Source organism: Aminobacter carboxidus (genome assembly GCF_014863355.1).
In the GTDB taxonomy this organism is placed as follows: Bacteria; Pseudomonadota; Alphaproteobacteria; order Rhizobiales; family Rhizobiaceae; genus Aminobacter; species Aminobacter carboxidus.
On record NZ_JACZEP010000001.1, the window covers coordinates 1,458,618 to 1,482,345 of the forward strand.

20 protein-coding genes are annotated in these 23,728 nt (G+C 63.4%); 12 read left to right on the forward strand and 8 right to left on the reverse strand.

What is annotated here, in order from left to right; translation table 11 throughout:
• Positions 1–102 precede the first annotated feature (102 nt).
• From tssL to IHE39_RS06995, 12 genes are all read left to right on the forward strand, one after another.
• Entirely contained in the window at positions 103–1,626 is a 1,524-nt protein-coding gene (tssL, locus tag IHE39_RS06940) for a type VI secretion system protein TssL, long form (protein WP_192565904.1), read from the forward strand.
• A complete protein-coding gene (gene tssM, locus IHE39_RS06945) occupies positions 1,616–5,176 on the forward strand; it encodes a type VI secretion system membrane subunit TssM (protein WP_246485388.1) in 3,561 nt (1,186 codons plus the stop codon). The genes tssL and tssM overlap by 11 nt, the downstream gene beginning before the upstream one ends.
• 129 nt (positions 5,177–5,305) lie before the next feature.
• A complete protein-coding gene (locus tag IHE39_RS06950) occupies positions 5,306–6,073 on the forward strand; it encodes a PP2C family protein-serine/threonine phosphatase (RefSeq protein ID WP_184767781.1) in 768 nt (255 codons plus the stop codon).
• Positions 6,074–6,140: 67 nt separating this feature from the next.
• The gene (locus IHE39_RS06955) at positions 6,141–6,530 is read left to right on the forward strand and encodes a DUF1036 domain-containing protein (RefSeq protein WP_246470559.1); all 390 of its coding nucleotides are present in this window, start codon (positions 6,141–6,143) and stop codon (positions 6,528–6,530) included.
• The gene (locus tag IHE39_RS06960; protein ID WP_192565905.1) at positions 6,527–8,902 is read left to right on the forward strand and encodes a M23 family metallopeptidase; all 2,376 of its coding nucleotides are present in this window, start codon (positions 6,527–6,529) and stop codon (positions 8,900–8,902) included. The genes IHE39_RS06955 and IHE39_RS06960 overlap by 4 nt, the downstream gene beginning before the upstream one ends.
• A gap of 107 nt (positions 8,903–9,009) precedes the next feature.
• Positions 9,010–10,026, forward strand: coding sequence for a YncE family protein (locus IHE39_RS06965; protein ID WP_192565906.1), 1,017 nt, complete (start codon positions 9,010–9,012; stop codon positions 10,024–10,026).
• Between the two features lie 76 nt (positions 10,027–10,102).
• Complete coding sequence (locus tag IHE39_RS06970) at positions 10,103–10,441, forward strand: hypothetical protein (RefSeq protein WP_192565907.1); 339 nt, start codon at positions 10,103–10,105, stop codon at positions 10,439–10,441.
• Positions 10,442–10,633: 192 nt separating this feature from the next.
• On the forward strand, positions 10,634–11,329 hold the full coding sequence (locus IHE39_RS06975; RefSeq protein WP_192565908.1) for a TerC family protein: 696 nt from the start codon (positions 10,634–10,636) through the stop codon (positions 11,327–11,329).
• A 199-nt stretch (positions 11,330–11,528) separates the two neighbouring features.
• Positions 11,529–12,845: a 30S ribosomal protein S12 methylthiotransferase RimO gene (rimO, locus tag IHE39_RS06980; RefSeq protein WP_192565909.1), complete on the forward strand. Its 1,317-nt coding sequence runs from the start codon at positions 11,529–11,531 to the stop codon at positions 12,843–12,845.
• 268 nt (positions 12,846–13,113) lie between these two features.
• Positions 13,114–14,361: a multidrug effflux MFS transporter gene (locus IHE39_RS06985; RefSeq protein ID WP_192565910.1), complete on the forward strand. Its 1,248-nt coding sequence runs from the start codon at positions 13,114–13,116 to the stop codon at positions 14,359–14,361.
• 127 nt (positions 14,362–14,488) lie between these two features.
• Positions 14,489–15,706, forward strand: coding sequence for an ABC transporter substrate-binding protein (locus tag IHE39_RS06990; protein WP_246485389.1), 1,218 nt, complete (start codon positions 14,489–14,491; stop codon positions 15,704–15,706).
• Positions 15,707–16,112: 406 nt separating this feature from the next.
• Positions 16,113–17,180, forward strand: coding sequence for a helix-turn-helix transcriptional regulator (locus IHE39_RS06995; RefSeq protein WP_192565911.1), 1,068 nt, complete (start codon positions 16,113–16,115; stop codon positions 17,178–17,180).
• Positions 17,181–17,324: 144 nt separating this feature from the next.
• Here IHE39_RS06995 and IHE39_RS07000 read toward each other — a convergent pair whose 3' ends face one another.
• The 8 genes from IHE39_RS07000 to IHE39_RS07035 all read right to left on the reverse strand — a co-directional run bounded on the left by IHE39_RS07000 (position 17,325) and on the right by IHE39_RS07035 (position 23,701).
• Complete coding sequence (locus IHE39_RS07000; protein WP_192565912.1) at positions 17,325–18,458, reverse strand: oxidoreductase; 1,134 nt, start codon at positions 18,456–18,458, stop codon at positions 17,325–17,327.
• Positions 18,439–19,074, reverse strand: a complete 636-nt coding sequence (locus tag IHE39_RS07005; protein WP_210322159.1) for a nuclear transport factor 2 family protein — start codon at positions 19,072–19,074, stop codon at positions 18,439–18,441. The genes IHE39_RS07000 and IHE39_RS07005 overlap by 20 nt, the downstream gene beginning before the upstream one ends.
• Positions 19,075–19,106: 32 nt before the next feature.
• Positions 19,107–19,565 (reverse strand): MaoC family dehydratase, encoded by a 459-nt coding sequence (locus IHE39_RS07010; protein ID WP_192565913.1) that lies wholly within the window; start codon positions 19,563–19,565, stop codon positions 19,107–19,109.
• Positions 19,566–19,567: 2 nt separating this feature from the next.
• On the reverse strand, positions 19,568–20,368 hold the full coding sequence (locus tag IHE39_RS07015) for an SDR family oxidoreductase (protein ID WP_210322158.1): 801 nt from the start codon (positions 20,366–20,368) through the stop codon (positions 19,568–19,570).
• 21 nt (positions 20,369–20,389) lie between these two features.
• Positions 20,390–21,148 carry an enoyl-CoA hydratase family protein gene (locus IHE39_RS07020; RefSeq protein ID WP_192565914.1) on the reverse strand — a complete coding sequence of 253 codons (759 nt, stop codon included), beginning with the start codon at positions 21,146–21,148 and terminating at the stop codon, positions 20,390–20,392.
• Positions 21,149–21,162: 14 nt separating this feature from the next.
• Positions 21,163–22,230: an NAD(P)H-dependent flavin oxidoreductase gene (locus tag IHE39_RS07025; protein ID WP_192565915.1), complete on the reverse strand. Its 1,068-nt coding sequence runs from the start codon at positions 22,228–22,230 to the stop codon at positions 21,163–21,165.
• Positions 22,231–22,356: 126 nt separating this feature from the next.
• A complete protein-coding gene (locus IHE39_RS07030; protein WP_192565916.1) occupies positions 22,357–23,121 on the reverse strand; it encodes an SDR family NAD(P)-dependent oxidoreductase in 765 nt (254 codons plus the stop codon).
• A 46-nt stretch (positions 23,122–23,167) separates the two neighbouring features.
• A complete protein-coding gene (locus IHE39_RS07035; protein ID WP_192565917.1) occupies positions 23,168–23,701 on the reverse strand; it encodes a nuclear transport factor 2 family protein in 534 nt (177 codons plus the stop codon).
• Positions 23,702–23,728 lie beyond the last annotated feature (27 nt).

Consider the following 23,728-nt stretch of genomic DNA (forward strand, 5'->3'; position numbering starts at 1 on the left):
TCGACATTTCCTTGCATTACGATGCATGATTGACACGTGACCGGAGGCGCCTGCGGCGTTGTCATGGCATGGCAGCCGTCGCGCGAAAGCGGGTAATCGGCGATGAGTTCGAAGGACGATCCTTCCGGCTCCGACGGCAGAACCGTCATTCGCGGATCGCCTCGCCGCGCGCCGCAACCGGACCAGCCACCCTCGCCACAGTCTCCAGCTTCCGATCCGACCATCATCTACACCGGCAGCCCCGAGCACCAGGCGCCAGCCTCGGCCACGGTGATCTACCAGGCCAGCCCCTTCAATGAACGACCTGCAGACGCTGCTCCCAGCAGTCACAAACAGCGTAAGCAGGCGACGACGGGGGGCATGTCGCAGGAGGCCCTGTTCGAGGCCGCCGAGCGTATCCAGGTTGCCGGCGCCAACCTGCTGATATCAGCGGCGACGCCGCTCTTGATCCTGTTGGGCCATCTGAGAACGGTGACTGTCGAGCCGGACGCATCGGTACTGGCCCAGCATGTCTGCGAATGCATCGACGAGTTTGAATGGAAAGCTGCCGAAGCGGGCGTGACCGAAGACGACGCGCATATCGCGAAATATGCCCTTTGCGAGACAGCCGACGACATCGTCGCCAACCTGCCGGGTATCGGGCCCGACATTTGGGCCCAGCACAGCATGTTGTCGCGCTTTTATGGCGTCGATGCGCCAGGCAATGGCTTTTTCGAAGCGCTCAACTCGGTGCTGGCCGATCCGGCGGAACGCGGCGACCTGCTCGAACTGATGCATGCCTGTATGTCGCTCGGTTTCGAAGGCCCATATCGCGGCGCCGTCGGCGGTGAACAGAGCCTGGAGCCCGTTCGCCAGGACATCTACGCCGCGCTGCGCTACTTCAGGCCCCTTGCCAACGACGGTATTTCCCCGCACTGGCAAGGGCTCGCAGCCACCGTGGGCCAGCGTCCGTACCGGCTGCCGCCGTGGGCGATCGCCGCCTTCGCCCTGGCCTTGGTCACTGCCGCCTTCTTCTGGATGCGCGGCGACGTCACCAACGACGGTGACGCGCTTGCCGCGACATTGCTGGCACTGACACCCGCGACACCTGTTGTCATCGAACGCAGCGATTTCGCCCTGCCCGTCGAGCATGCCGAGCCGGTTGAGAAAGTCGAGCCTTTCGAGGCTGCCCCGACCATGGCGCAGATCTACCGCATCCGCGCGGCACTCGCGCAGGATATCGGCGCTGGCGGGCTGACCGTCGCCGCCAAGGGCGAATTCATTGTCGTCGAGATCAACAACGAGTTGCTCTTCGAGCCGGGCAAAGCCGAGACAAAGCCCGAATTTGCACCCGTGGCAGCACGCATCGCCGCGGCTTTCGCCGGCGAACCGGGGCCAATCAAGATCGTTGGCCACACTGACAACGTGAAGCCGCGCCAGTCCAGCGCCTACAAGTCGAACTACGATCTCTCCGTTGCCCGGGCCGAGGCAGTGGCCAAAGCCCTTGCGCCTGGCATCGGTGACGCCGCACGGATCGCTGTCGAAGGCAAGGGCGAGGATGTGCCCATCGCCAACAACGCAACCGCCGACGGCCGCGCCTTGAACCGGCGTGTCGACGTCATGATCCGGCAGGAGGATGCGCCGTGAGCGCGCGCCGCCGCATCGCGTGGTTGCCATGATGACGTGGCTGCTCAGGATTTTCAGTGTCATAGCGCTGGCCGGATTTGCCGCAGCCGTATGGTTCGCCGGCCCCCTGATCGTGCTGGCCGACAACCGGCCGCTTGAACCTGTCTGGGCGCGCCTGGCTGTCATCGGCCTCATCGCGGCCCTGGTCGCAGGCGTCGCCTTGCTCCGTGTCTGGCATGCCCGCCAGGCGCAACAGGCGCTCGCAGCCGCGGTCGCCAGCGACAGTGCCTATGACGGCGACGCCCGCCTGCTCGAAACAGGCATGACCAAGGCCATCGCTGCGCTCAAGCGCGCCGGCGGCAAGCGCAATTTCCTCTACGAATTGCCCTGGTATCTGATCATCGGCCCACCCGGTGCCGGCAAGACGACAGCGCTGGTCAATTCGGGCCTGAAGTTTCCGCTCGCCGTGTCGGGCGCGGCCCAGCCTGTGCCTGGCGTCGGCGGCACAAGGAATTGCGACTGGTGGTTCACCGACGAAGCTGTGCTGATCGACACCGCCGGTCGCTACACCTCACAGGATTCCGACACCGAAAACGACCGCAAGGGTTGGTTGGCCTTTCTGTCGCTGCTCAAGAAGCATCGCGGCAGGCAGCCGATCAACGGCGTGATCGTCGCCATCAGCCTCGCCGATGTGATGACCTCAAGCGACCAGGAGTTCGACGTCCACGCCGTCATCATCCGCAATCGCCTGCAGGAGATCCATGAGACGCTGAACATCGGCTTTCCGGTCTACGTGCTGTTCACCAAGGCCGACCTGATCGCCGGTTTCATGGAAAGCTTCGGCAGCCTGGACGAAGCCGGCCGGCGTATGGTGTGGGGCGCGACATTCCAGGGGGCCGACCGCAAGGCGAACATGGTTGGCGAGGTCCCGGTCGAATTCGACGCGCTCGTGCGCCGCCTGTCCGAGGACGTGCCGGATCGTCTGCAAGGCGAGCCGGACCCGGTCGCGCGCATCTCGATCTTCAGCTTTGCCGCGCAGTTCGCCTCGCTCAGGCAGCGTAGTGCAGCCTTCCTGGGCCGCGTCTTTGAGCCGACGAAGAAGCAGGCAAGCGCCATCCTGCGCGGGTTCTATTTCTCCTCCGGCACGCAGGAGGGCACGCCGATCGATCGTGTGCTCGGCGCGATCGGCCGGAGTTTCGGCGACGGCTCCCAGGCGCAGTTGTCCGGTACAGGCAAGAGCTTCTTCCTGCACGACCTGCTAGCCAAGGTCATCTTCGCCGAAGCCGGCTGGGTTTCCTACGATGACGCCGCCGACCGGCGCGCCAGGTTCGCCCGCTATGCCGGTATCGGCGCCATCACCCTTGTCACTGCTGCCGCGCTGAGCGCGTTGGCCATAAGTTACACGGCCAACAAGGCGCTGATCGCCGCGACCAGCCAGGTAGTAGAAAGCTACACCGCATCCGCCGGCGCGCTGATCCAGGCGGAAACTGTATCCGACGTTGATCTTGAAAACGTCATCGAAGCACTGGAGAGCATAAGCGGCCTGCCGACCGGCTATGAGAACCGCGACCAGCCGACGCCGGCCCGCGAAGCGCTCGGGCTCAGCCAGCGCGCACGGCTGCTTTCGGCATCTGAAACGACCTATCGGTTGGCGCTGGAGCGGATGTTGCGCCCGCGCCTGCTGCTTCACCTCGAACGCACGATCGAGGCGAAGATGAGCGATCGGGCCGCGCTCTACGAAGCGCTGAAAATCTACCTCATGCTCGGCGGCAAGGCGCCCAAGGTCGATGACGAACAGATCGTCTCATGGATGAAGCAGGATTGGGAGCACAACCGCTATCCAGGTCCGCAAAACCGCGAAGGCCGCCTCATCCTGGAAAAGCACCTGCGGGCCATGCTCACGCTCGACGACGAGTTCGATCCGGCATTTGAGATCAATCGGCCCGTCGTCGAGTCAGCGCAGCGCGCGCTGGGCCGCATGACGGTCGCCGACCGCGCCGCAGCGCTGATCGCCTCGGCGCTGTCTGCCGCCACGCTCGACGACTTCGCCGTCGCAACGAAAGGCGGCCAGGAGGCAAAACTGGTCTTCGAAACCGTCGATGGCAGCGACCTGTCGGCGCTTCGCATTCCGGGCCTCTACACTCATGCCGGCTTCACCGATTTCTACCTGACGCAGCTTGCCGGCATCGCGCAAAAGCTTGTCGATGAGCAATGGGTCATCGGCGCCGGCGGCGAGCAAGGCGATGTCGAGCAGGAGTTGCTGCGGCTCGGCCCCGAAATGCTCGAGCGCTACAGCAATCAGTTTTCATCGGCATGGAACAGCGTACTCGACAAGCTGAAATTCAGGCCGATGTCGGCAGACAAACCCGAATACCTGGCACTATCGGCGGCCGGTTCGCCCAGCTCACCGCTGGCGCAACTGTTCGAGGCGATTGCCCGCGAAACGGCGCTGACCCGCACTGCCGGGGCCGCAGCCACAGGCGATGTCGACGCAGGCGCCGAGGGCCTCGCCCGCATCGGCATCGAATTGGCCGGCCGCAAATCGACAAGCCGGGCGGGAGCGGCATTTGCCAATGCGCCGACTGTCGTGCCCGGGGCTAATATCGAAGCGCAGTTCCGGCCGTTCCAGCTTCTCGTCGATGGCCGCCCCGGCCAGCGCCCCATCGATGCCCTGATCCAGAATTTCCATGCCGTCTATCAGAGCCTGACGATCTCGGCCGCCGCCCCGTCACAAGCCGGTCGCGTCAACGCCAATCTGCGGCTGCAGATATCCAACCTCCGCGCCAATGCCTCGCGCCTGCCCAAGACCCTGTCGCGCATGGTCCATGCCGCCGCCGACGACTTTGAAGGCGACGTCGCCGAAACCTCTGTGGCGCAACTCAACCAGTCGCTGCAGGAAACCGTCAGCGGCCCGTGCGAGGAAGTGGTCGCCAACCGCTACCCCTTCGGCACTGGCGCCGGCCAGGACGTACCGATCGGCGATTTCGCCCGGCTTTTTGCGCCCAGCGGTGTCATCGACAGGTTTTTTGCCCAGAACCTGGCGTCCTTCGCCGACATGTCAGGCCAGGAATGGCAATGGAAGCAGGAGTCGCGCCTTGGGCGCGGACTGTCCAGGTCGACGCTGAAGCAGTTCCAGCTTGCCGCCGAAATCCGCGATGCGTTCTTTCCGCTTGGCGGCTCGACGCCTGCGGTCAACATCACCTTCACGCCGTTTTCGCTGCATGGCGACGCCGACATGGCCTTGCTCGACGTCAACGGGCAGGTCGTGCAAAGCTACCAGAACGGCAGCAGCCCGGGCATCGTCACCTGGCCCGGCAGTGCGTCCGCCGGCTCGGCCAATCTCAGCCTGACGCCGGAGCTTCCGGGGCGCGAGTCCGCCATCAGGTTCGAAGGCCCATGGGCCCTGAAACGCCTGCTCGACGTCGGAACGTCGACGCTCAACGGCGACAAGCTCGAACTGCGCTACGTCATCGGCGGCCGCGATGTCGCCTACACCGTCCAGATCAACCCTCCGGGCAATCCGTTTTCGCTTGCCGCATTCTCCGGCTTCACCTGCCCGAAGGGGCTTTGAACCGGTGAGGAAGCAAGGCGAAACAGCCCATGTTAATTTCTGTACTCTAACGCACGGGCCTGTGGCAGACTGAACGGCGCGCGCGTCGATACGCAACGCAGAGGGGCGCCCGAGAAGCGCTTGAGGCCATTGAACAATGTTGCCCTCCCCTTCGAAAGCTACGGCGTCAGCCATAAGGGCTGCGTCCGTCAGGTCAATGAAGACAGCTACCTGATCGAGCCCCGCAGCGGCCTGTGGGTCGTCGCCGACGGCATGGGTGGCCATGACGCCGGCGAAGTCGCCTCCGCCAGCATCGTCGAGCACCTGTCGACGATCGGCATTCCCGAGTCAGCGCCTGACCTGCGCGCGCGCTTCGTCGACAGGCTGAGACTGGCTCATTCCGACATTCGCGAGATTTCGGACTCGCGTGGCGCAACGATGGGTTCGACGGTCGCGGCCCTGCTCGCCATGGACGGCAAATTCGCATGCCTGTGGCTCGGCGACAGCCGCGTCTACCTGGTGCGCGACGGCGCTATCTCGCAGGTCTCGCACGATCACACCGAAGTGCAGGAACTGCTCGATCGCGGCGCGATCACGGCTGAGGAAGCGCAAACCTGGCCGCGCCGTAACGTCATTACCCGCGCCATCGGCGTCAGCGACGACATCGACGTCGACTTCCGCCAGGGCGACCTCCTGCCCGGCGATGTCTTCATCCTGGGTACTGACGGGCTGACCGCGCATGTCTCGGACGACGAGATCGAGGCGGCCGTGGTTTCGACGACCCCGCAGGCGGCATGTGAGGATCTGCTGGCAAAGGTCCTCGAGCGCGGCGGAACGGACAACGTCACCATTGTGCTGGTGCGGATTCGGGGCGAGGCCGACGGTGCATCTTCTGAAGCTTTGGCGGGAGGCCGATAGCGGCCAGCACAACGATGCGAACGGGATCGGCCACCGAACCGATGCACGTACGGCTTTATTTGCCGTCCTGACACTGCTGTCGTTGCTCTTTGCCCCCAGCCAAGCTCGAGCAGAGTTCACCGTCTGCAACCAGACGCTCGACGTCGTCAATCTCGCCGTCGGCCAGGAGGTCGACGCCGCCTTCCAGACCGACGGCTGGTGGACGATCGGCGCGAACCAGTGCGTCAACGTCATTCGCGACGAACTGACCAACCGCTATATCTACGTCTACGCGACCGACGTCTTCGGCAATGCGATCCTCAGCGGCTCGACCGACATGTGCGTCGAGCGCAAGCGCTTCACCGTGCGCGGCATCGACGAATGCTGGCAACGCGGCCACATTGCTGCCCGGTTCTATGAAGTCGACACGCTCGAACAGGCCCGCTGGACCTTCTTCCTGACCGGTCGTTCGCCATGACGCATGGCATTGATGCGAGCTTTAAGCAGCAAAAACAACAACGTATGGCCAAGCGCTCACGTGAGCGCCGGCTGAAGGCCATGCTCATTGCCGGAATGCTTGTGCTGTTCGGTACAGTTGCGGTCGCCGTCTATTTCGGCGCGGGCTACTGGTCGCCGGATGAATATGAAGGCGATCTCCAACCGACGGAGGAGGCGGACATCGTACCTCAGGATGCCGCTGTCTACGTGCCGGCCATCGTCGACCTCGCCGGCGACCCGATGTGGATCAACCTGGCGCATGAGGCCGGTGGCGAGACCAAGCGCCGTTCGCTGTCCCGACCTGCCGACCTTGTCGAGGACGGAATCTCGCCCAGCATCGAATACCTTTCCGATACGATGCTGAGCTCCAGCGAGCGCTTCATGACCGCCATCCCCTCGACGCAGGAGGACTTTGCCTTCTTCCAGGCGCAGCGCGCCGTCGCCGAACCGGTGGCAGGGCAGCAAACGGACGTTCAGCCAGCACCGCCGGCGGCCAGCGATCTTGACGAGATCGAACCCGAAAGCGATGACGCTTCCGATCTTGGAGCGGGCTGGGGCGAAACCATCGACCAGGGCGAGGCCGCCCTGCCCGCCTTCGAGAAAACCGCAGTCGAAAACAACACCAGCGTGGCGACCGTGACGCCTGAGATCGAGCGTTTCGAGGCAACCGAAGACGTCTTCGTCAAGATTCTCACCAACCGCACTCTCGAAAGCGTCGCACTCGAGGCCCGTTTCGCCACCGACGAAGCCAAGCTGGTCAGTGACGCACTCAAGACCGTCTTCGAACGGGAGAATCTTGAACCTGGCTATGTCGTCGCCTTGCGCGGCTTCAGGCCACGACGCGGTGCGCCGGCAATGGCTTTGATGCAGGTCTCAGTCTACGCCATGAACAGGTTCATCGGCACGCTTGCCCGCAATGCCGCCGGCCAGTTCGTCTCGGGCGTCGACCCATGGGTGCGCGACGACCTGTTCAATTATTCCGGGGCGCCGCAGGCCGGCGCGCAAAAGCGCCAGTACCGGCTGCTCGACGCGATCTATTCGACTGCCGCCCGCAATAACGTGCCCACAGGCGTACTCGGCGAAGCGATCATGTATCTGTCGCGCGGCCAGGACCTGAACGCCTTTGCCTCGGAAGACCAGCGCCTGGTCCTGCTCTATTCGGAAACGGCGCGCGGCAAGGATGGCGTCGCCGGCCGCGTGCTCTATGTCGGCGTCCACGGCACCGATAAGAAGGTCGAATGCTTCGTCTTCCAGCAAAGCGACGGGCAGTTCTCCTGCGTCAGCGGTGACGACCAGGTTCGCTCGCTGGCGACGACCAATGGCATGGTCACGCCGGTCAATGGCGTCATGACGTCGACCTTCGGGCCGCGCAAGCATCCGATCCTCAAGACCGTCCGCATCCACAAGGGCGTCGACTGGGCAGCCCCCATCGGCACGCCGATCGCCGCTGCCTTCGACGGCCAGGTCGTGTTTGAGGGCGACGGCAAGGGTTATGGCAATCTCATCCGCATCTCCCACGCCAACAACCGCGAAACCCGCTATGCCCACATGCAGCGTTTCGCCGACGGCATAAGCGTCGGAACCACCGTCAAGGCCGGCGACGTCATCGGTTATATCGGCACCACGGGCTTGTCGACGGGACCGCATCTGCATTTCGAACTCTACCAGGACGGCCAGGCCATCGATCCGCTTGGTACGGTCACAGTTGCCGTGGCAACGACCACGACGACAACCACATCGGTCGGCGTCACGACCTCCTCGGACGATACAGCCATCGAGGTGCTGACCAACCGCATCATCCACGTCGAAAGCGGCGGCCGTGCCCGCGCCAAGAATCCGCTGTCGTCGGCAACGGGCCTTGGGCAGTTCATCAGCAAGACCTGGATCAGGATGATGAACACCTACCGGCCCGATCTCGCCCGGTCGCTTTCGACCGCCGAATTGCTCGAACTGCGCTTCGATCCGACGATATCGCGCGAAATGGTGCGTAACCTCGCGCGTGAAGGCGAATCCTATCTCAAGCAGCGCGGCCACCAGATCACCGCCGGCCGGCTCTATCTCTGTCACTTCCTCGGCATGGAAGGCGCCCACCAGATCCTGTCGGCTTCCGGTGACGCCATGATTGCCGATGTCCTCGGAGCCATCGTCATCAAGGCCAATCCGTTCCTGACTGGCAAGAACGCCAGCTATGTCGTTGCCTGGGCTGAGAAAAAGATGACCGGGCGGGCGCCTGCCGTGACATCGCAGCCTTCCACCCCGACACCGGTGACAGTCAGGCAGACGTCGCCGGAATTCGAGAGATACAAGCAGGCGATCGCCACGACGCTGAATTCGGTTGCGAGCACGCTATGAGCGCGTGTCCTGAAGCTTGCTCCGGGCCGACTTGCCAGACCGCCCGCCAACGTGATTTGTGACGCCGACCTGACCCTGCTTTAGACATCGCATTTTCGAGCCAGCCCATGAACATAGCCATTCCCAGCCCTGACAGGATCATCGACGACAGCCGCGCCAGGCTGGATATCGTCGTGGCGAAGGAGGCCGATCTGGCAATGGCGCGCCTCGGGCGGACCGAAGACGTGAGGTTTTCGCCCAACGGCCGCTATCTTGCGATCGCCGGTTTCGCCAAGGGAACCTGCCTGCTGCTCGACGTCGAGATCGGGCGTTCGGGAAGCCGGCCGATCTTGCATGTCACGGACTACATGGAGCTGCATTCTGCCGCTTTGAACGAACCGCACGGCTTCGACTTCATCGATGATCGAACGCTGGTGGTGGCCAATCGGATGGGCGGTGTTGTGGTTTTTGCCGTCCCGCTTCGCAGCGCGGCACGGCGTATCCACAACCTCACGCCGCTACGAACCATCACGCGGGCAGGTCTTGGGACGCGCCTGCATTCCCCGGGCTCAGTATGCGTTGCCAGCATGGAGAACGGCCGATGCGAACTGCTCGTCTGCAACAATTACAGACATCGGATTACCAGGCATGTGACCAGCACTGATGGCGGCTGGAGCCTGCCGCGCAACTCGGTGCTGCTGGAACAAGGCCTCGATGTGCCTGACGGCATTGCTATCAGTCCTGACAAGGCATGGATCGCCGTCAGCAACCACATGACGCAGAGCGTGCTGGTGTTCGACAACAAGCAGCGCCTCAACCGCCAATCGCGCCATGTCGGAACTCTCCTGGGCGTCAGCTATCCGCACGGACTTCGCTTTTCGCCAGACGGCAACAGGATTTATGTCGCCGACGCCGGCACGCCATATGTTCAGGTCTACGAGCCACACCGTGGCAACTGGGCGGGCGAGCATGGCCCCGTAACCTCGGTCCGGGTCCTCGACGACGAGACTTTTCACAAAGGCAGGCACAACCCAGAGGAAGGCGGACCCAAGGGACTCGATCTCGATCCGTCAGGGGAATTGCTTGTTGTCACCAACGAGGAGCAGCCACTCGCCTGCTTTCATGTTCCCGACTTGCGGACATAGACGAATTTTCTCATTCATCCCAACTACTTGAACGCAGGGACTTTATCGACGCCACCGGGCGCGATATAGCATTCGCATGAGTTTTGGTTCGACATTGGCGCTTGCACTTGCCTTGGGTTTCTCCGCCACGCTGCTTGGCGGCTGCAGTCGCTCGTCCGACGGCACGGTGGTCATTCCCAAGACGGTGGACTCCAGGCGCTTCTGGCAGGACGATGAAGCCAGGCGCGCAGCCGCCGAACGCCAGCAGGCCAGCGCTTTTCCAGCCGGCCCCGAGATCCGCTTCGCCACACAGCAACCAGGCCCGCGCCCGGTGACGCGCGCACCCAGCCGCGCAGCCGATACTGGCAACACCAAGCCAATAGCCTGCCGCGCCGCAAGCGGCCCCACAGGTCGCGTCAAATACATTTGCGAGTAACCGTGCCTGCTCATCAGGCGCTGGTTGGGCAGATGAAATCGACTCCATCACCACGTTTCGTCAGCTTCGCGTCAGGGATGGCGCGGATTTAAGGCGTTTCGCATAAACGCGCCGCTTGTCTGTTGACGCATACGCGTCGGGCGTTATAGCCCACATCAAGACATTGGAAATGAACGGAGAGGGTCCCGTCCGATGGAGATATTCACTGCCGCAGGCTTCACAGCCCTTCTGCAGGTCATAGCTATCGACCTCGTGCTTGCTGGCGACAATGCCATCGTCATCGGCCTTGCCGCAGCAGGGCTTCCTGCAGACCAGCGCAAGAAGGCCATCCTCGTCGGCATCGCGGCCGCGACTGTCCTCCGCATTGGCTTCGCGCTCATCACCCAATGGCTGCTCGCCATCGGGCCGATGCTGCTCATCGCCGGCGGCCTGCTGCTTTTGTGGGTATGCTGGAAGATGTGGCGCGAACTCAGCGTCAGCCATGAGCAGGAACATGAGGCCACCGAGGCGCTCTCCGATGCGGACTACGACAAGGACGGCAAGATCGCCGGCAAGGGCCCGCGCAAGACCTTCGCCCAGGCCGCCTGGCAGATCGTCATTGCCGACGTCTCGATGTCACTCGACAACGTGCTCGCCGTCGCCGGCGCTGCGATGGACCACCCGACCGTCCTGATCATCGGCCTGGCACTGTCGATCGCACTGATGGGCTTTGCCGCTTCATTCGTGGCGCGTCTGCTGCACAAGTACCGCTGGATCGCCTATATCGGCCTCGTCATCATCCTTTATGTCGCGCTCAAGATGCTGCTCGACGGTGCTGTCGACCAGTTTCCCGAACAATTCGGCTTCCTGAGCGAGTGGTTCGGCGGGCACAGCGCGCCCGCCCACTGAGGCCGAGACGGTTGACGACAAAGGGCCGGAGCGATCCGGCCCTTTGCGCATGTGACGATCAGGCGGTTTGCTTGGACGCCGATCTGTGCTATGCGCCGGCCGAATTGAGCTCTTTTTTCAGAGCCGACAGATCGAGAAAATTCGAGACTTCCGGGCCGGCCCAATTGGGTTGCGGCCCTTGTCCATTGGAACCTTGTCTATGTCAGCAGCACCCCGCGTCAGCTTCGTCAGCCTCGGATGCCCGAAGGCGCTTGTCGATTCCGAACGCATCCTCACACAGCTCCGCGCCGAAGGCTACGAGATCGCCCGCAAGCATGACGGCGCCGACCTCGTCGTCGTCAACACCTGCGGCTTTCTCGATTCCGCGCGCACGGAGTCGCTGGACGCGATCGGCACGGCGATGAAGGAAAACGGCAAGGTCATCGTCACTGGCTGCATGGGCGCCACGCCAGAACTCATCCGCGAAAAGCACCCCAACGTGTTCGCCATCACCGGCCCGCAGGCCTATGAAAGCGTGATGGCCGCGGTGCATGAGGCGGCACCGCCGGCACACGACCCGTTCACCGATCTGGTGCCGCCGCAGGGCGTCAAGCTGACCCCGCGCCACTACGCCTATCTCAAGATTTCCGAAGGCTGCAACAATCGCTGCACCTTCTGCATCATCCCGGACCTGCGCGGCGACCTCGTCTCGCGCCCGGCTGCCGACGTGCTGCGCGAGGCCGAGAAGCTGGCCAATGCCGGCGTCAAGGAGCTGCTCGTCATCTCCCAGGACACCAGCGCCTATGGCATAGACATCAAATATGCGACCAGCGTCTGGAAAGAGCGCGAGGTCCGCGCCAAGTTCCTCGACCTGTCACAGGAACTTGGCGAGCTCGGCATCTGGGTGCGCATGCATTATGTCTACCCCTACCCGCATGTCGCCGACGTCATCCCGCTGATGGCCGAAGGCAAGATTCTTCCCTATCTCGATATACCCTTCCAGCATGCCTCTCCGCAGGTTCTCAAGAACATGCGCCGTCCGGCCCACGGCGAAAAGGCGCTCGAGCGCATCCGCGGCTGGCGCGAGGTCTGCCCGGATCTCGCCATCCGCTCGACCTTCATCGTCGGCTTCCCCGGTGAAACAGACGAAGATTTTGAAATGCTGCTCGACTGGATCGACGACGCCAAGATCGATCGTGCCGGCTGCTTCAAGTACGAACCAGTCAAGGGCGCACGCTCCAACGATCTCGGCCTCGAGCAGGTCCCCGAGGAGGTCAAGGAAGCGCGCTGGCACCGTTTCATGCAGCGCCAGCAGAAGATCTCGGCCGCCCAGCAGGCCAAGAAGGTCGGCAAGCGCCTGCCCGTCATCATCGACGAGGCAAACGGCACCTCGGCCAAGGGCCGCACCAAATACGACGCGCCTGAGATTGACGGTTCGGTGCACATCCAGTCGCGCCGCCCACTGCGCGTCGGCGACATCGTCACCGTCAAGATCGACAGCGCCGAAGCCTACGACCTTTACGGCTCGGCTGTCTGAACTATCCGTCTCGAAACCACTTCACCAAGGGCCGCATCTTGCGGCCCTTCAGATTGATTACAAACCCCTCAGTGATTTCAAGACCCTTGGAGGTTTGTCAGCAGTCTGAAGGGCGGCATCTTGCGGCCCTTTTCGTATGACCGATACGCAATCGAATAATCCCGGCGCTAGTCCGTATGACGGATGACCTTTCCCGGCACCGGTTCGATCTGGTGACAGGCACTCTGCCGCATGGGCGCTTGCCATACATCGAGCCGGGGCCTGCGCCATGACATCAGACCAGCAAGACGAGCGCCCCGGCGTGATGAGCGAGCGGCGGGTCACCATCGTAGGCGCGATGCTGGCCGGTCTCGGTCCCGCCTCACTGTCGCTGTTCACGCCGGCCATGCCCGAAATCGTCCATGCCTTCGGCACCACCGAAGAGGCGGTGAAGATGACGCTCGGGCTCTATTTCGCCGGCTTCGCCCTGACCCAGCTGGTCTGTGGCCCGCTGTCCGATGGCTATGGCCGCAAGCCGGTGGCACTGGCTTTCCTCGGCATTTACCTGCTCGGCAGCCTGGGTGCACTGGTTGCGCCTTCCATCGAAGTGCTGATCCTGTCGCGTCTGCTGCAGGGTGCGGGGGCGGCGGTAGGGTTGTCACTTTCGCGCGCGATCGTGCGCGACCTGTTTGCCCATGAGCAGTCGGCGCGCATCCTCAACCTGATCACGCTGATCCTGGCGCTCGCCCCGGCCATCGCACCGACGGTCGGCGGATTGGTGATGCAGGTCGCCGGCTGGCACGCCATCTTCTCGATCATGTTCGTGATGGGCGTCGCGTCCTTGGTCACTGTCAGGTTCGCGCTGGTCGAAACCGTGGAACGCGACCCGAACCGGGTGCGGCCGAAATTTGTGATCGAGACCTACGGCAAGCTGCTTAGCAGCGGCTATTTCCTGTTCTCCAGCCTGGTCATCGCCGGCACGCTGGGCGCCTACTACACGCAGGCAACTGTTTTGCCCTTCATCCTGATGGACCGGTTGGGCCTGACGCCAGCACAGTTCGGCCTGGCGATGCTGTTCCAGTCTGCCAGCTTCATCTCAGGCGCGCTGGTCATGCGCAGCCTGATGCCACGCTACGGCGCCTATCGTTTGGTGCCAGTCGGCCTGGCGGTCAGCAGCGGGGGGGCCGCGGCGATGGCGATGTTCCTGGGGCTGTACGAGCCGACCTTCGTGTCCGTCATGCTGCCGATGGCGATGTTTGTTTTCGGCAATGCCTTTGTCATGCCGGCCATGTCGGTGGCGACAGTCGCTGCCTTTCCCGACAATGCCGGCGCCGCCGCCTCATTGAGCGGGTTCCTGCAGATGGGCAGCGGCCTTTTGGGCACGGTCGCCGCCGGTATCCTCGGCGACGCAATCCTTGGCATGTCCGTGGTCGTGCCGCTGATGGCCCTGGGCGCGGTGCTTGCATGGCTGGCCTGGCGCAAGCTGCCGGAGCCTGCCCTGGCGCATGCAGTCGTCGCCAAGGCCGCACCGCGCTGAGCCATGCTCCTTTTGTTAGCTTACGCTAACGAATTCGTTTGCTCCGCTCCTCCATCGTCCAAGCGGACGATGTTCCGGACACATGGCCGTGACTGTCTGTCTGTCGAAGTAAGCGGAGGAGAAACGCATGAACTTCCAATGGAATAGTTCCATTACACGTCGCACGGCTATCGGAATGGTTTCGGTGGCAGCCCTGGCCCTGGCATCAGGCGTTTCGCAGGCACAGGAAGTCGTCAAGATCGGCGGCATCATGTCGATGACCGGCGGCGGCGCCTCGATCGGCAAAACCGCCGAAGTGGGCTGGAAACTGGCGATCGAGGACATCAATGCCGCCGGCGGCATTCTCGGCAAGAAGGCCGAACTGGTCCTCGGCGACACCATGACCGACCCGACCCATGCGGTGAGCGAGGTACGCCGCCTGATCGAGAACGAGAAGGTCCAGGCACTCGTCGGCCCGGCCACCAGCCAAGAAACCATCCCGGTCGTTCCGGTGGCGAGCGAAAAGAAGATCGCCCAGGTCTCGTCGGCGGCCTCGACCCAGCTGACGCCAGAGGCGGGTCCGTTCCACTTCTCGGGTTCGGTCACCGGCCTGAACCAGATGAAGCCGAACATCGACTTTGCCATCGACGTGCTCAAGTTGAAGAAGCTGGCGTTGATTTCGGACAATGGCGGCATGTCCAAGGCGGCCGTGGTCGAGATCGTCGACTACCTCAAGTCGAAGGGCGTCGAACCGACCGCGGTGCAGGAATTCGCCTTCCGCACCGAGGACATGACCCCGCAGCTGTTCCAGATGCGCAGCTCGGGTGCCGAGGCGATCCTGTTGATCAACTCGATCGGCGACGACTCGCGCAAGTTGCTCGAAAACCGTGCCGACATCGGCTGGGACGTGCCGGTTCTGGCCAACCAGACGATGACCAACTACGCCGTCGGCAACGCTGCCGTGCTCGGCGAGGACGCATTCAAGGACGTCTACAGCGTCCAGTTCGTCGGCATGACCTATTGCCCGAGCGACGCTGTCGGTGAGAATGCCTTCGCCAAGTTCGTCAAGCGCGCCAAGGAACAGGTCCCCGACGTCGACCGCATGGGCGGCGCCTCGGCCCTGATCCCCTACTACATCCAGCCGGTCGTGCTGGCGGCCGCGATCAACGGCTCGGGCAAGACCGACGGTGAGTCGATTGCTGCCTGGCTGTTGGCCAATGCTTCCACCGTCCAGATGCTGACGGGCCCGATCCAGGCCAGCGACAAGAGCCACTTCCTGCCCGCACCTGAGTCGATCAAGGTGGTCAAGAACTCCTACAAGCCACGTGAAGACGGCCTGGTCGAGCGCGCCGACTGCGGCGCCTGAGGCTTTCAGCCACTCATAAGTATAGGGGCCGGGTCGCAAGACCCGGCCCGTTTCGTTTGCACAATGCTCAAGACTTATCCACTGCTGACACCGTGTCGAAAATTCTACGCGATGCATTTCGAATTTGACGACGTGTCAATTTAATGACATACATGTCGACATTATTCATTTCGCATTCGGGAGGAAGCGCGATGACCGGTTCGAGCATACGCAGCATGACGACTGGATCGTCGTCCGTCCGGCACCTTGCCCGACGAGGATTCCTCCCCCCGTCCTGATCCGCAGACATCCGGAACGACATCCGGCTTTCGCCAAACACAAATCGAACTCACTCCCGGCGTGCCCTTTGCGCCGCCGGGCATTGGTCCCGCACGCCCCCGTGCGGCGGATATTGGGAGCTCCTGCCATGACCTTTCACGCCAGATCGATCGTCGAATTCGGCCATTTCCTCAACCGTGTCGCAGACAGCCTGATGAACGGCAAGCCGTTGCGTACCCCGCTTGAGCTCATTCGCGAGCAGTTCGGCGCCTATGCTGCGGTCCTTGTGATCGAAGACCGCCTGCGCACCGGCGAGACCTATTATGCCTTCACCGAAATCAACGAGCAGATGATCGATGCCGCAGGCGTCGCCCTCGCCCGCCCGGCGCAGCTCGCCTATCTCTCCGAGCGCTGCCAGCCAATGTCGGCCACCTATGTCCCCGCTGACGACACCGCCCGCTATACGCTCTGGGTCTTCCGTGATCGCGCCGACGCCAAGTTCGACGACGATGCGGCATCTGTCTGCGAAATCCTGGTTTCGCAACTGGCGCGCGGCGTCGAAACCTCCTGGCGCATGGGCGCCACCGAAGTCGAACGCCGACTCTATTCCGACGTCATGGACAAGCTTTATGTCGGCGTCGTCATCCTCGACCATTCCGGCAAGATCGTCCGCGCCTCCGACGCTGCAACGCGCCTGCTCGAAGCCCGCGACGGCCTGCAGATCCAAGGCAACAAGCTACGCGCCACCTCGGCCAAGGAGGACCGAGACTTCCAGACCGCGGTCAAGGCTGCCATGCAGAGCACGGCCGACGACGAAGGTACCAAGTCCCGCGGCCTGTCGCTGACCAAGCAGTCGGGTTCGCGCAATCTCGGCGTCATCGTGCGGCCGATCCGCGGCAGCAAGGACAATGCAGCGGCAGCCAACTCGGCTGTCGCCATCTACATTCGCGACCCGGAGGCCAGCCTGGAGGTCGAGGGCGATCTCGTGCGCCAGTTGTTCGACCTGACGCCTGCCGAAGCCGCCGTCGCCCGCCGCCTGACGGCTGGACTGTCGCTCGAGGATGCCGCGACCTCGCTCGACATCAGCCGTAACACCGCGCGCGCCCATCTGCGCTCGATCTTCTCCAAGAGCGGCATCACGCGCCAGACAGAACTTGTCCGCCTGGTTCTAAACAGTGCTGTCATCCTCGGTCACGGGCCGCGCCAGGCGGCCTGACGGTCATCCTCCCATCTCCCTGCGACCAAGCTAAAGCGCCGTGGATCCACTGTCCCCGGCGCTTCTTTTTGCGTTCTTTGAGGAAGGGACCCTTTGACAGGATCAGGATGGGCACCCAGCTTGCGGCCGGGTGCGCTTGTCTGGTTAGAACAGCGAGTTCAGCTGTTCCTTGGAGTAGCCGACACCCTCGCTTGTGCGGCCCTGCTTGACCTTCACCGCCCAGGCCGGGTCGGCCAGCAATGCGCGGCCGACAGCCAGGATGTCGAATTCGTCGCGCATGAGTGGCTTTTCGATGACGTCGAGCGGCGCAATCTCGGCGGCGTTGAGACCCGGCCTGTCGAGGCCGACGCCGCCTACAGCGATAACGGGCAGTCCGGTGATCTTCTTCGTCCAGCCGGCAAGTGTCATGTCGTTTTCAGCGGCAAAGCCAGGCTCCCACATGCGGCGCGTCGAGCAATGCATGATGCTGACGCCGGCGTCGACCAGCGGCTCCAATACATCGGCAAGTTCCTCGGGCGTTTCGCCGAGAACCGCCTTGTAGTCCTGCTGCTTCCACTGCGAATAGCGAAACGAGATCGGGAAATCAGGGCCAACACGGTTGCGCATCGCCTCGATGACCTCGACGGCAAATCGCGTGCGCTCGCGACGGTTGCCGCCATAGCGGTCGGTGCGGCGGTTGGATGTCGCCCAGAAGAACTCGTCGATCAGATAGCCATGCGCGCCGTGGATCTCGACGCCGTCGAAGCCGAGACGCTGCGCAGCCTCGGCCGCTTCGGCATAGGCCTCGATGACCTCGAAGATCTCCTTTTCGGTCATCGCCTTGGTGGTTTCAGGATGACCTGTGAAAGCGTTGAGGTTTTCCGACGGGCCGACACCCGGCACGCCCGGCTGCGGCGCCATGTCCGAATTGCGGAAACTGCCGGTGTGCCAGAGCTGTGGGAAGATCTTGCCGCCAGCGGCATGCACGGCTGTCCGGACCTTGGCCCAGCCAGCCAACGCCGCTTCGCCGGCGAAATAAGGCACGCCCTCGTAGCTCGGCGCTGTCGGGTGGCCGATATAGGTCGCCTCGGTGATGATCAGGCCGACCTGGTTTAGCGCGCGTCGCGAATAGTAGGCCTGCACCTTCTCATGCGGCACGCCGTCAGCGCAGAAATAGCGCGACATCGGCGCCATGGCGATACGGTTGGAGAGCTCGAGGCCACCGACCTTGATCGGCTGGAACAGCTTGTCGGCAATCAGCTCTTCGGCAGTCAGATTTTCAGCGCACACGGTTGCCACGGATCTCATTGCCCTTACGCATGGTTTCGATGAAGGATTCGAGCGGTGCCGGCTCCGGCAGCGCTTCATCCGGGCCGGATCGGGCCCAAAATTCCTTCCAGGATGGGAACAGTTCGTGGAACGAGCCCTCATAGGGCTCGCGGCCCGGCCAGCGCATCTTGCGCGAGCCGACGGGCGGCTTGTTGAGATCGGAAGCGTACCAGTAGAGCGGCTGGCGGCGGCGGAAGAACCAACGGCCGTCGATACGCTCGTAGCGGTCGTAATACATCATCTGCATGATGACCCACTCGGCGCCGCACTCATGCTCGTTCTTCGAGTAGACGACGCCGACTGCGTTATCTGCATCGACGAACTCGATGATCGTCGAGCCGACATGGTGCGAGGTGCCGTCGAACTGCTTGCGCATCGTCTCGTCGAGCCAGTCGCGCAGGGCTGCCCTGCCCGACTTGCCGCCGCCGACCTTGACGTCGGATGCAAACAGCGAAGCCATCGCGTTCATGTCGCGCATGTCGAGCGCCAACGAGTATTTCGAGATCAGCTGGCGGATCTCGTCGCGCGACTCAAGCCGGTCCAACCGCGCCAGGATCTGAGCCTGCGCGTCGCTCATCTTATCCATTGTCACCTCCGATGACTGAAGCGCTGGGCGCTTCAGAAGTAGTACCGGCCGACCATGTCGGCGACGCAGCCGGGCTTGACCGAGCCTTCGACCTCAATGGTCACACGCACCGTCGTCTGCACGGCATTGCCAGGCAGGAACTCGGCGTTGACCAGCTCGCCGGTGGCGCGAACCCTGGAATTAACCGGAACAGGCGCGGGAAAGCGCAGCCGGTCGCAGCCATAGTTGATGCCCATCTTCATGCCTTCGGCCTTGAAAAGGTCGGGCAGGAAGCCGTTGATCAGCGAAAACGTCAGGCAGCCATGCGCTACCGTGCCGCCGAACGGACCATCCTTGGCGCGCACGGGATCAACATGGATCCACTGGTGGTCGCCGGTCGCCTCGGCGAACATGTCGATGCGCGCCTGATCGATGACGAGCCAGTCGGTCGAACCGAGGCTCAGGCCGATGGCGGCCATCGCCTCGTCGGGCGAGGAAAAGACCAGGCCCATCGTCACGACCTCTGGCTGGAGACGGAGACGATCTCGCCGACCATGTAGCCGGCATAGTCACTGGCCAGAAACATCATGACGTTGGCGATTTCCCACACTTCAGCGGCGCGGCCGAAGGCTTCCTGGCTCGCCAGCGCGTCGAGCTGCTCCTGTGGCGCCGATCGTTTGAGGAAGTCGTGCATGGCAATCGACGGCGACACCGCATTGATACGGATGCCGTATTCGGCGGCTTCCACCGCAGAGCAGCGCGTGAAGGCCATGACGCCGGCCTTGGCGGCGGCATAATGCGACTGGCCCTTCTGGGCGCGCCACCCCAGCACCGAGGCGTTGTTGACGATGGCGCCCTTGCCGCGCGGCTGCATCTTCTTGAGTGCCGCGCGCGTCATGCGCATCGTGCCGGTGAGTGTGACGTCAAGCACCAGGTTCCATTCCTGGTCGGTCATCTCGACGACGGGCTTGAGACCGCCGAGACCGGCATTGTTTATCAGCACGTCGATGCCGCCGAGCTTGTCCTCGGCCGCGTCGACCAGCGCCTGCACCTGCTCCTCGTCGGTGACGTTGCAGAGCTGGCTGTGGATCTCGACCGTCGCCGAGACCTCACGCAGCTTCTCGACGGCCTCCGCCAGCCGCCGCTCATGGACGTCGGAGATCATGATGGCACGGCAGCCTTCCTCGATCGCCTTGCGGGCGGCAGCAAAGCCGATGCCGACACCGGCGGCCGCGGTGATCAGCACGGAGCGGCCCTTGAGCAGGCCGTGGCCTTCGACATAGGGCGGAACGGGGAGGATCTTGGTGGCGGTCATCTCGGGGGCGTCCTGGTCTGGTTACTTCTTGAAGTCGGCGTCGCGCTTGCTGACGAAGGCGTCGCGCGCCTCCTGCGATTCCTGGGTCAGGTAGGCCTGGGCCGTAAAACCCTGTTCCCAGCGGTATTTCTTCTCGAGGTCACCGTCCTCAATGCCGTTCAGCGCTTCCTTGGCGAGGCGGATCATGATCGCGCTCTTGGCGGCAATGGTCCTGGCGAGCTCGATCGCCGCGTCGCGCAACTCCTCGCGCGGCACGATCTTCTCGACGGCACCGAGCCGGTAGGCTTCGGCGGCGTCGATTGGCTCGCCGGTGAAATACATCTGGCGCACCTTCTGCACCGGAAACAGGCGCTGCAGATGCGCGCCGGCACCGAGCGCGCCACGGTCGACTTCTGGCACACCGAAGGTGGCGTCGGGCGAGCAGATGATGATGTCGGCTGAGCCGCAGATGCCGATGCCACCGCCAAGGATGTAACCGTGAGCCGCGACGATCACCGGCTTCAGGCCACGATGCACCGCCCGGAACGTCTCCCAGTTGCCGGCATTCACCTCAGGGATGCGCTCGGGGTGCTTCTGCAGCTCCTTGATGTCGACGCCGGCGCAGAAGCCGCGGCCCTCGGCGCGGATGACGATCACGCGGACGTCGGCATTGACGTTGAGCGCGTCGATCTTCTGCGACAGCATGCGCCAGCCGATGCTGTCGAGTGCATTGACCGGTGCGTTTTCGATCACCAGTTCGGCAATGCCGTCTTCGATCCTGGTCCAGAATTGGTCGCTCATCGAATTCTCTCCAATCAGTTGGCGGCGACGAGCGCCGAGACGGCCTTCAGCCGCGCTTCCGCCTCACTCACGATGCGAGCGATCAGCTCTTCGCAGCTTTCGAGCTTGTCGATCATGGCAGCAGCCTGGCCGGAAGGCAGCAGGCCGGCTTCGGTGTTGCCCTCGACCACGCCGCGCTGCACCAGCATCGGCAAGTTCGGCGCCATCACGGTCTGGGCAAAGCTGTTTTCGCTGCTCGACAGCACCTTGAGGCCGAGCTTGGCCATGGCGATCGGGCCAAGCCCGCTCTCCTTGCCCCACTGGCGGGCATATTTCATGCTCATCGCCAAGCGTGCCGGCAGGCCCATGCTTTCGAGACGCTTGATCTCGGCATTCTCAATGAAGCGCTGCGGCAGGCCGTCGACGGCCGTCGTGGTGCGGATCAGCGTCGGGTCCTTGGTGGCGAGATAGCGGTCGAGCGCCGGGCGCGGAACAGGCGACTCCTTGGTCATAAGGAAGCGCGTGCCCATGGCAATGCCGGCGGCACCATAGCTGAGGGCAGCCGCAAGGCCGCGTCCGTCGAAGAAACCGCCGGCGGCAACCACCGGGACCTTTACCGCGTCCAGCACCTGCGGCAGCAGGATGGTCGTTGGCACCGCGCCGGTATGGCCGCCACCCTCGCCGCCCTGGACGGTGATGATGTCGGCGCCGAGCTCGACGGCCTTGATCGCGTGCTTGACCGCACCGACGGTCGGCATGCACACCACTCCGGCATCCTTGAGCCGCTTGATGGTCTTGGCATCGGGCCCGCGGCCGTAGCTGACGGCGCGTACCTTGTGCTTGATGACGACCGAGATGACTTCCTCGGCGTTGGGCTGGAACATGTGGAAGTTGACGCCGAAGGGCCGGTCAGTCCTGGCCTTGATGGCGAGGATCTGGTTTTCGACGTCGCCCGGTTCGGTGGTGGCGCCGGCAAAGAAGCCGAAGCCGCCGGCATTGCAGGTCGCAGCGGTGAGGTTTGCGTCGGCGACCCAGCCCATGGCCGTCTGCACGACCGGGTAGCGGCTGCCGAGGCGTTCGCACAATACGGTATGCAGGGACATGGGCATTCTCTCTCGCTGAAGTTCCGGCAACCGCCCTTGCTTGGGGCTTTGGGCGATCGCACTGTCTCGTTTCAAATGATGCGCCGCACAAAGTGGAACATCGTCTGAATGAACTAACGAAAACGATCAGTAGAAGACGCGTCCGCCGTTGACCATCAGCGTCTGGCCGGTGATGAAGCGCGACTTCTCGCTCGACAGGAAAACCACAGCGTTTGCAATGTCTTCGGGCTCGCTGAGTTCGCCGAGCGGGATCATGTTCTTGGCCCGCTCATAGGCATCCTTGGGGATGCGCTGCATGGCGCGAGTGTTGGTCGGTCCCGGGCAGACAGCGTTGACGTTGACCTTGAACGGCCCGAGTTCGCGGGCGAGTGCGCGGGTAAAGCCGAGCACGCCGGCCTTGGCCGAGGCGTAGTCGACGGTGCCGATGTCACCGTTCATCGCCGAATCCGAGGAGATCGAGACGATCTTGCCTGAGCGACGCTCGCGCATGTCCTCGACGACCTGGCGCGTACAGGTCAGCGTGGTCATCAACGACACGCCGATCACGAACTGCAGCGTCTCGGGCTTGGCCTGCCAGAACTCGGAGTAATTCTCGCGCGCGGTCTGGCCGATGTTGTTGAGCAGGATGTCGACCGGGCCAAGTTCGCGCTTGATGCGGGCGAAGCTGTCGACAACCACCTCCTGGTTCATCATGTCGCCGATCAGCGGCAGTGCCTTGACCTTGTGAGCGCGCACCATCTCGGCGGTTTCGGCGAGTGCCTCTGCCTCGCGGTCGAGGATCGCGACATCGGCGCCCTCCTGGGCGTAGGCGATCGCCGCCGCGCGGCCAATGCCGTTGCCGGCGCCGGTCACCACGGCAATCTTGCCGGCGAATTGTCTCTGGTCAGTCATGTTTTCCCTCCCTGCGGAAATCCCGGTCTGTAAGCTGGTTGAGGCGTCAGCCGTGACGGTCGAAAAGCGTCAGTGCTCTGTAGGACAGGTCGTCTGACCCCGGCTGGCCGGGCGGGCTGCCGGCAGCAAAATCCTTGTAGGCGTCGGCGTCGACGGCGCGCTTGGTAGACCAGTCGAGCGTGATCGAGCGTCCGAGGAAACGCCACTCGCCATCGTCGCGCCTGTAGCGATCAAGGCTGCGGCTGCCGGTGATCACCTCATAGGCGTCAGGCCCGTGCGTACGGTGATAGTTGATCTTGTAGACCTCGCCCTCGGCGCGGTCGCCGTCGATCTCGAAGCTGGAGTTGACCACGTAGTGCGCAGTCGCGGCATAGCTGGACAAGGCCTTCTCGACGAAAGCCATATAGTCGTCCGGCCCGCCGCTGAACATGTCGCCATGCGCCTCGAACGCCTCGTCATGATAAAGGCTGCGCAGCAGCTTGAAATCGCGCCGGTCGACGGCGCGCGAATAGGCCGTCACCAGCCGCCGCAGCGCATCACGCGCCGCAAGTTCGTTCAGGTTCGCCTCTCGAATGCCCATGCAGGTCCTCCCAAAACCTATGCCCCA

Excerpts from the sequence above, each read along its gene's own strand:
- IHE39_RS06970 (WP_192565907.1), top strand. The coding sequence starts at position 10,103 with ATGAGTTTTGGTTCGACATTGGCGCTTGCACTTGCCTTGGGTTTCTCC.
- IHE39_RS07025 (WP_192565915.1), bottom strand. The coding sequence starts at position 22,230 with ATGTCCCTGCATACCGTATTGTGCGAACGCCTCGGCAGCCGCTACCCG.
- IHE39_RS06990 (WP_246485389.1), top strand. The coding sequence starts at position 14,489 with ATGAACTTCCAATGGAATAGTTCCATTACACGTCGCACGGCTATCGGA.
- IHE39_RS06995 (WP_192565911.1), top strand. The coding sequence starts at position 16,113 with ATGACCTTTCACGCCAGATCGATCGTCGAATTCGGCCATTTCCTCAAC.
- IHE39_RS06965 (WP_192565906.1), top strand. The coding sequence starts at position 9,010 with ATGAACATAGCCATTCCCAGCCCTGACAGGATCATCGACGACAGCCGC.
- IHE39_RS07005 (WP_210322159.1), bottom strand. The coding sequence starts at position 19,074 with ATGGATAAGATGAGCGACGCGCAGGCTCAGATCCTGGCGCGGTTGGAC.
- tssL (WP_192565904.1), top strand. The coding sequence starts at position 103 with ATGAGTTCGAAGGACGATCCTTCCGGCTCCGACGGCAGAACCGTCATT.
- IHE39_RS06985 (WP_192565910.1), top strand. The coding sequence starts at position 13,114 with ATGACATCAGACCAGCAAGACGAGCGCCCCGGCGTGATGAGCGAGCGG.
- tssM (WP_246485388.1), top strand. The coding sequence starts at position 1,616 with ATGCGCCGTGAGCGCGCGCCGCCGCATCGCGTGGTTGCCATGATGACG.
- IHE39_RS06960 (WP_192565905.1), top strand. The coding sequence starts at position 6,527 with ATGACGCATGGCATTGATGCGAGCTTTAAGCAGCAAAAACAACAACGT.
- IHE39_RS07035 (WP_192565917.1), bottom strand. The coding sequence starts at position 23,701 with ATGGGCATTCGAGAGGCGAACCTGAACGAACTTGCGGCGCGTGATGCG.
- IHE39_RS07030 (WP_192565916.1), bottom strand. The coding sequence starts at position 23,121 with ATGACTGACCAGAGACAATTCGCCGGCAAGATTGCCGTGGTGACCGGC.
- IHE39_RS07010 (WP_192565913.1), bottom strand. The coding sequence starts at position 19,565 with ATGGGCCTGGTCTTTTCCTCGCCCGACGAGGCGATGGCCGCCATCGGC.
- IHE39_RS07020 (WP_192565914.1), bottom strand. The coding sequence starts at position 21,148 with ATGAGCGACCAATTCTGGACCAGGATCGAAGACGGCATTGCCGAACTG.
- IHE39_RS06975 (WP_192565908.1), top strand. The coding sequence starts at position 10,634 with ATGGAGATATTCACTGCCGCAGGCTTCACAGCCCTTCTGCAGGTCATA.
- IHE39_RS07015 (WP_210322158.1), bottom strand. The coding sequence starts at position 20,368 with ATGACCGCCACCAAGATCCTCCCCGTTCCGCCCTATGTCGAAGGCCAC.
- rimO (WP_192565909.1), top strand. The coding sequence starts at position 11,529 with ATGTCAGCAGCACCCCGCGTCAGCTTCGTCAGCCTCGGATGCCCGAAG.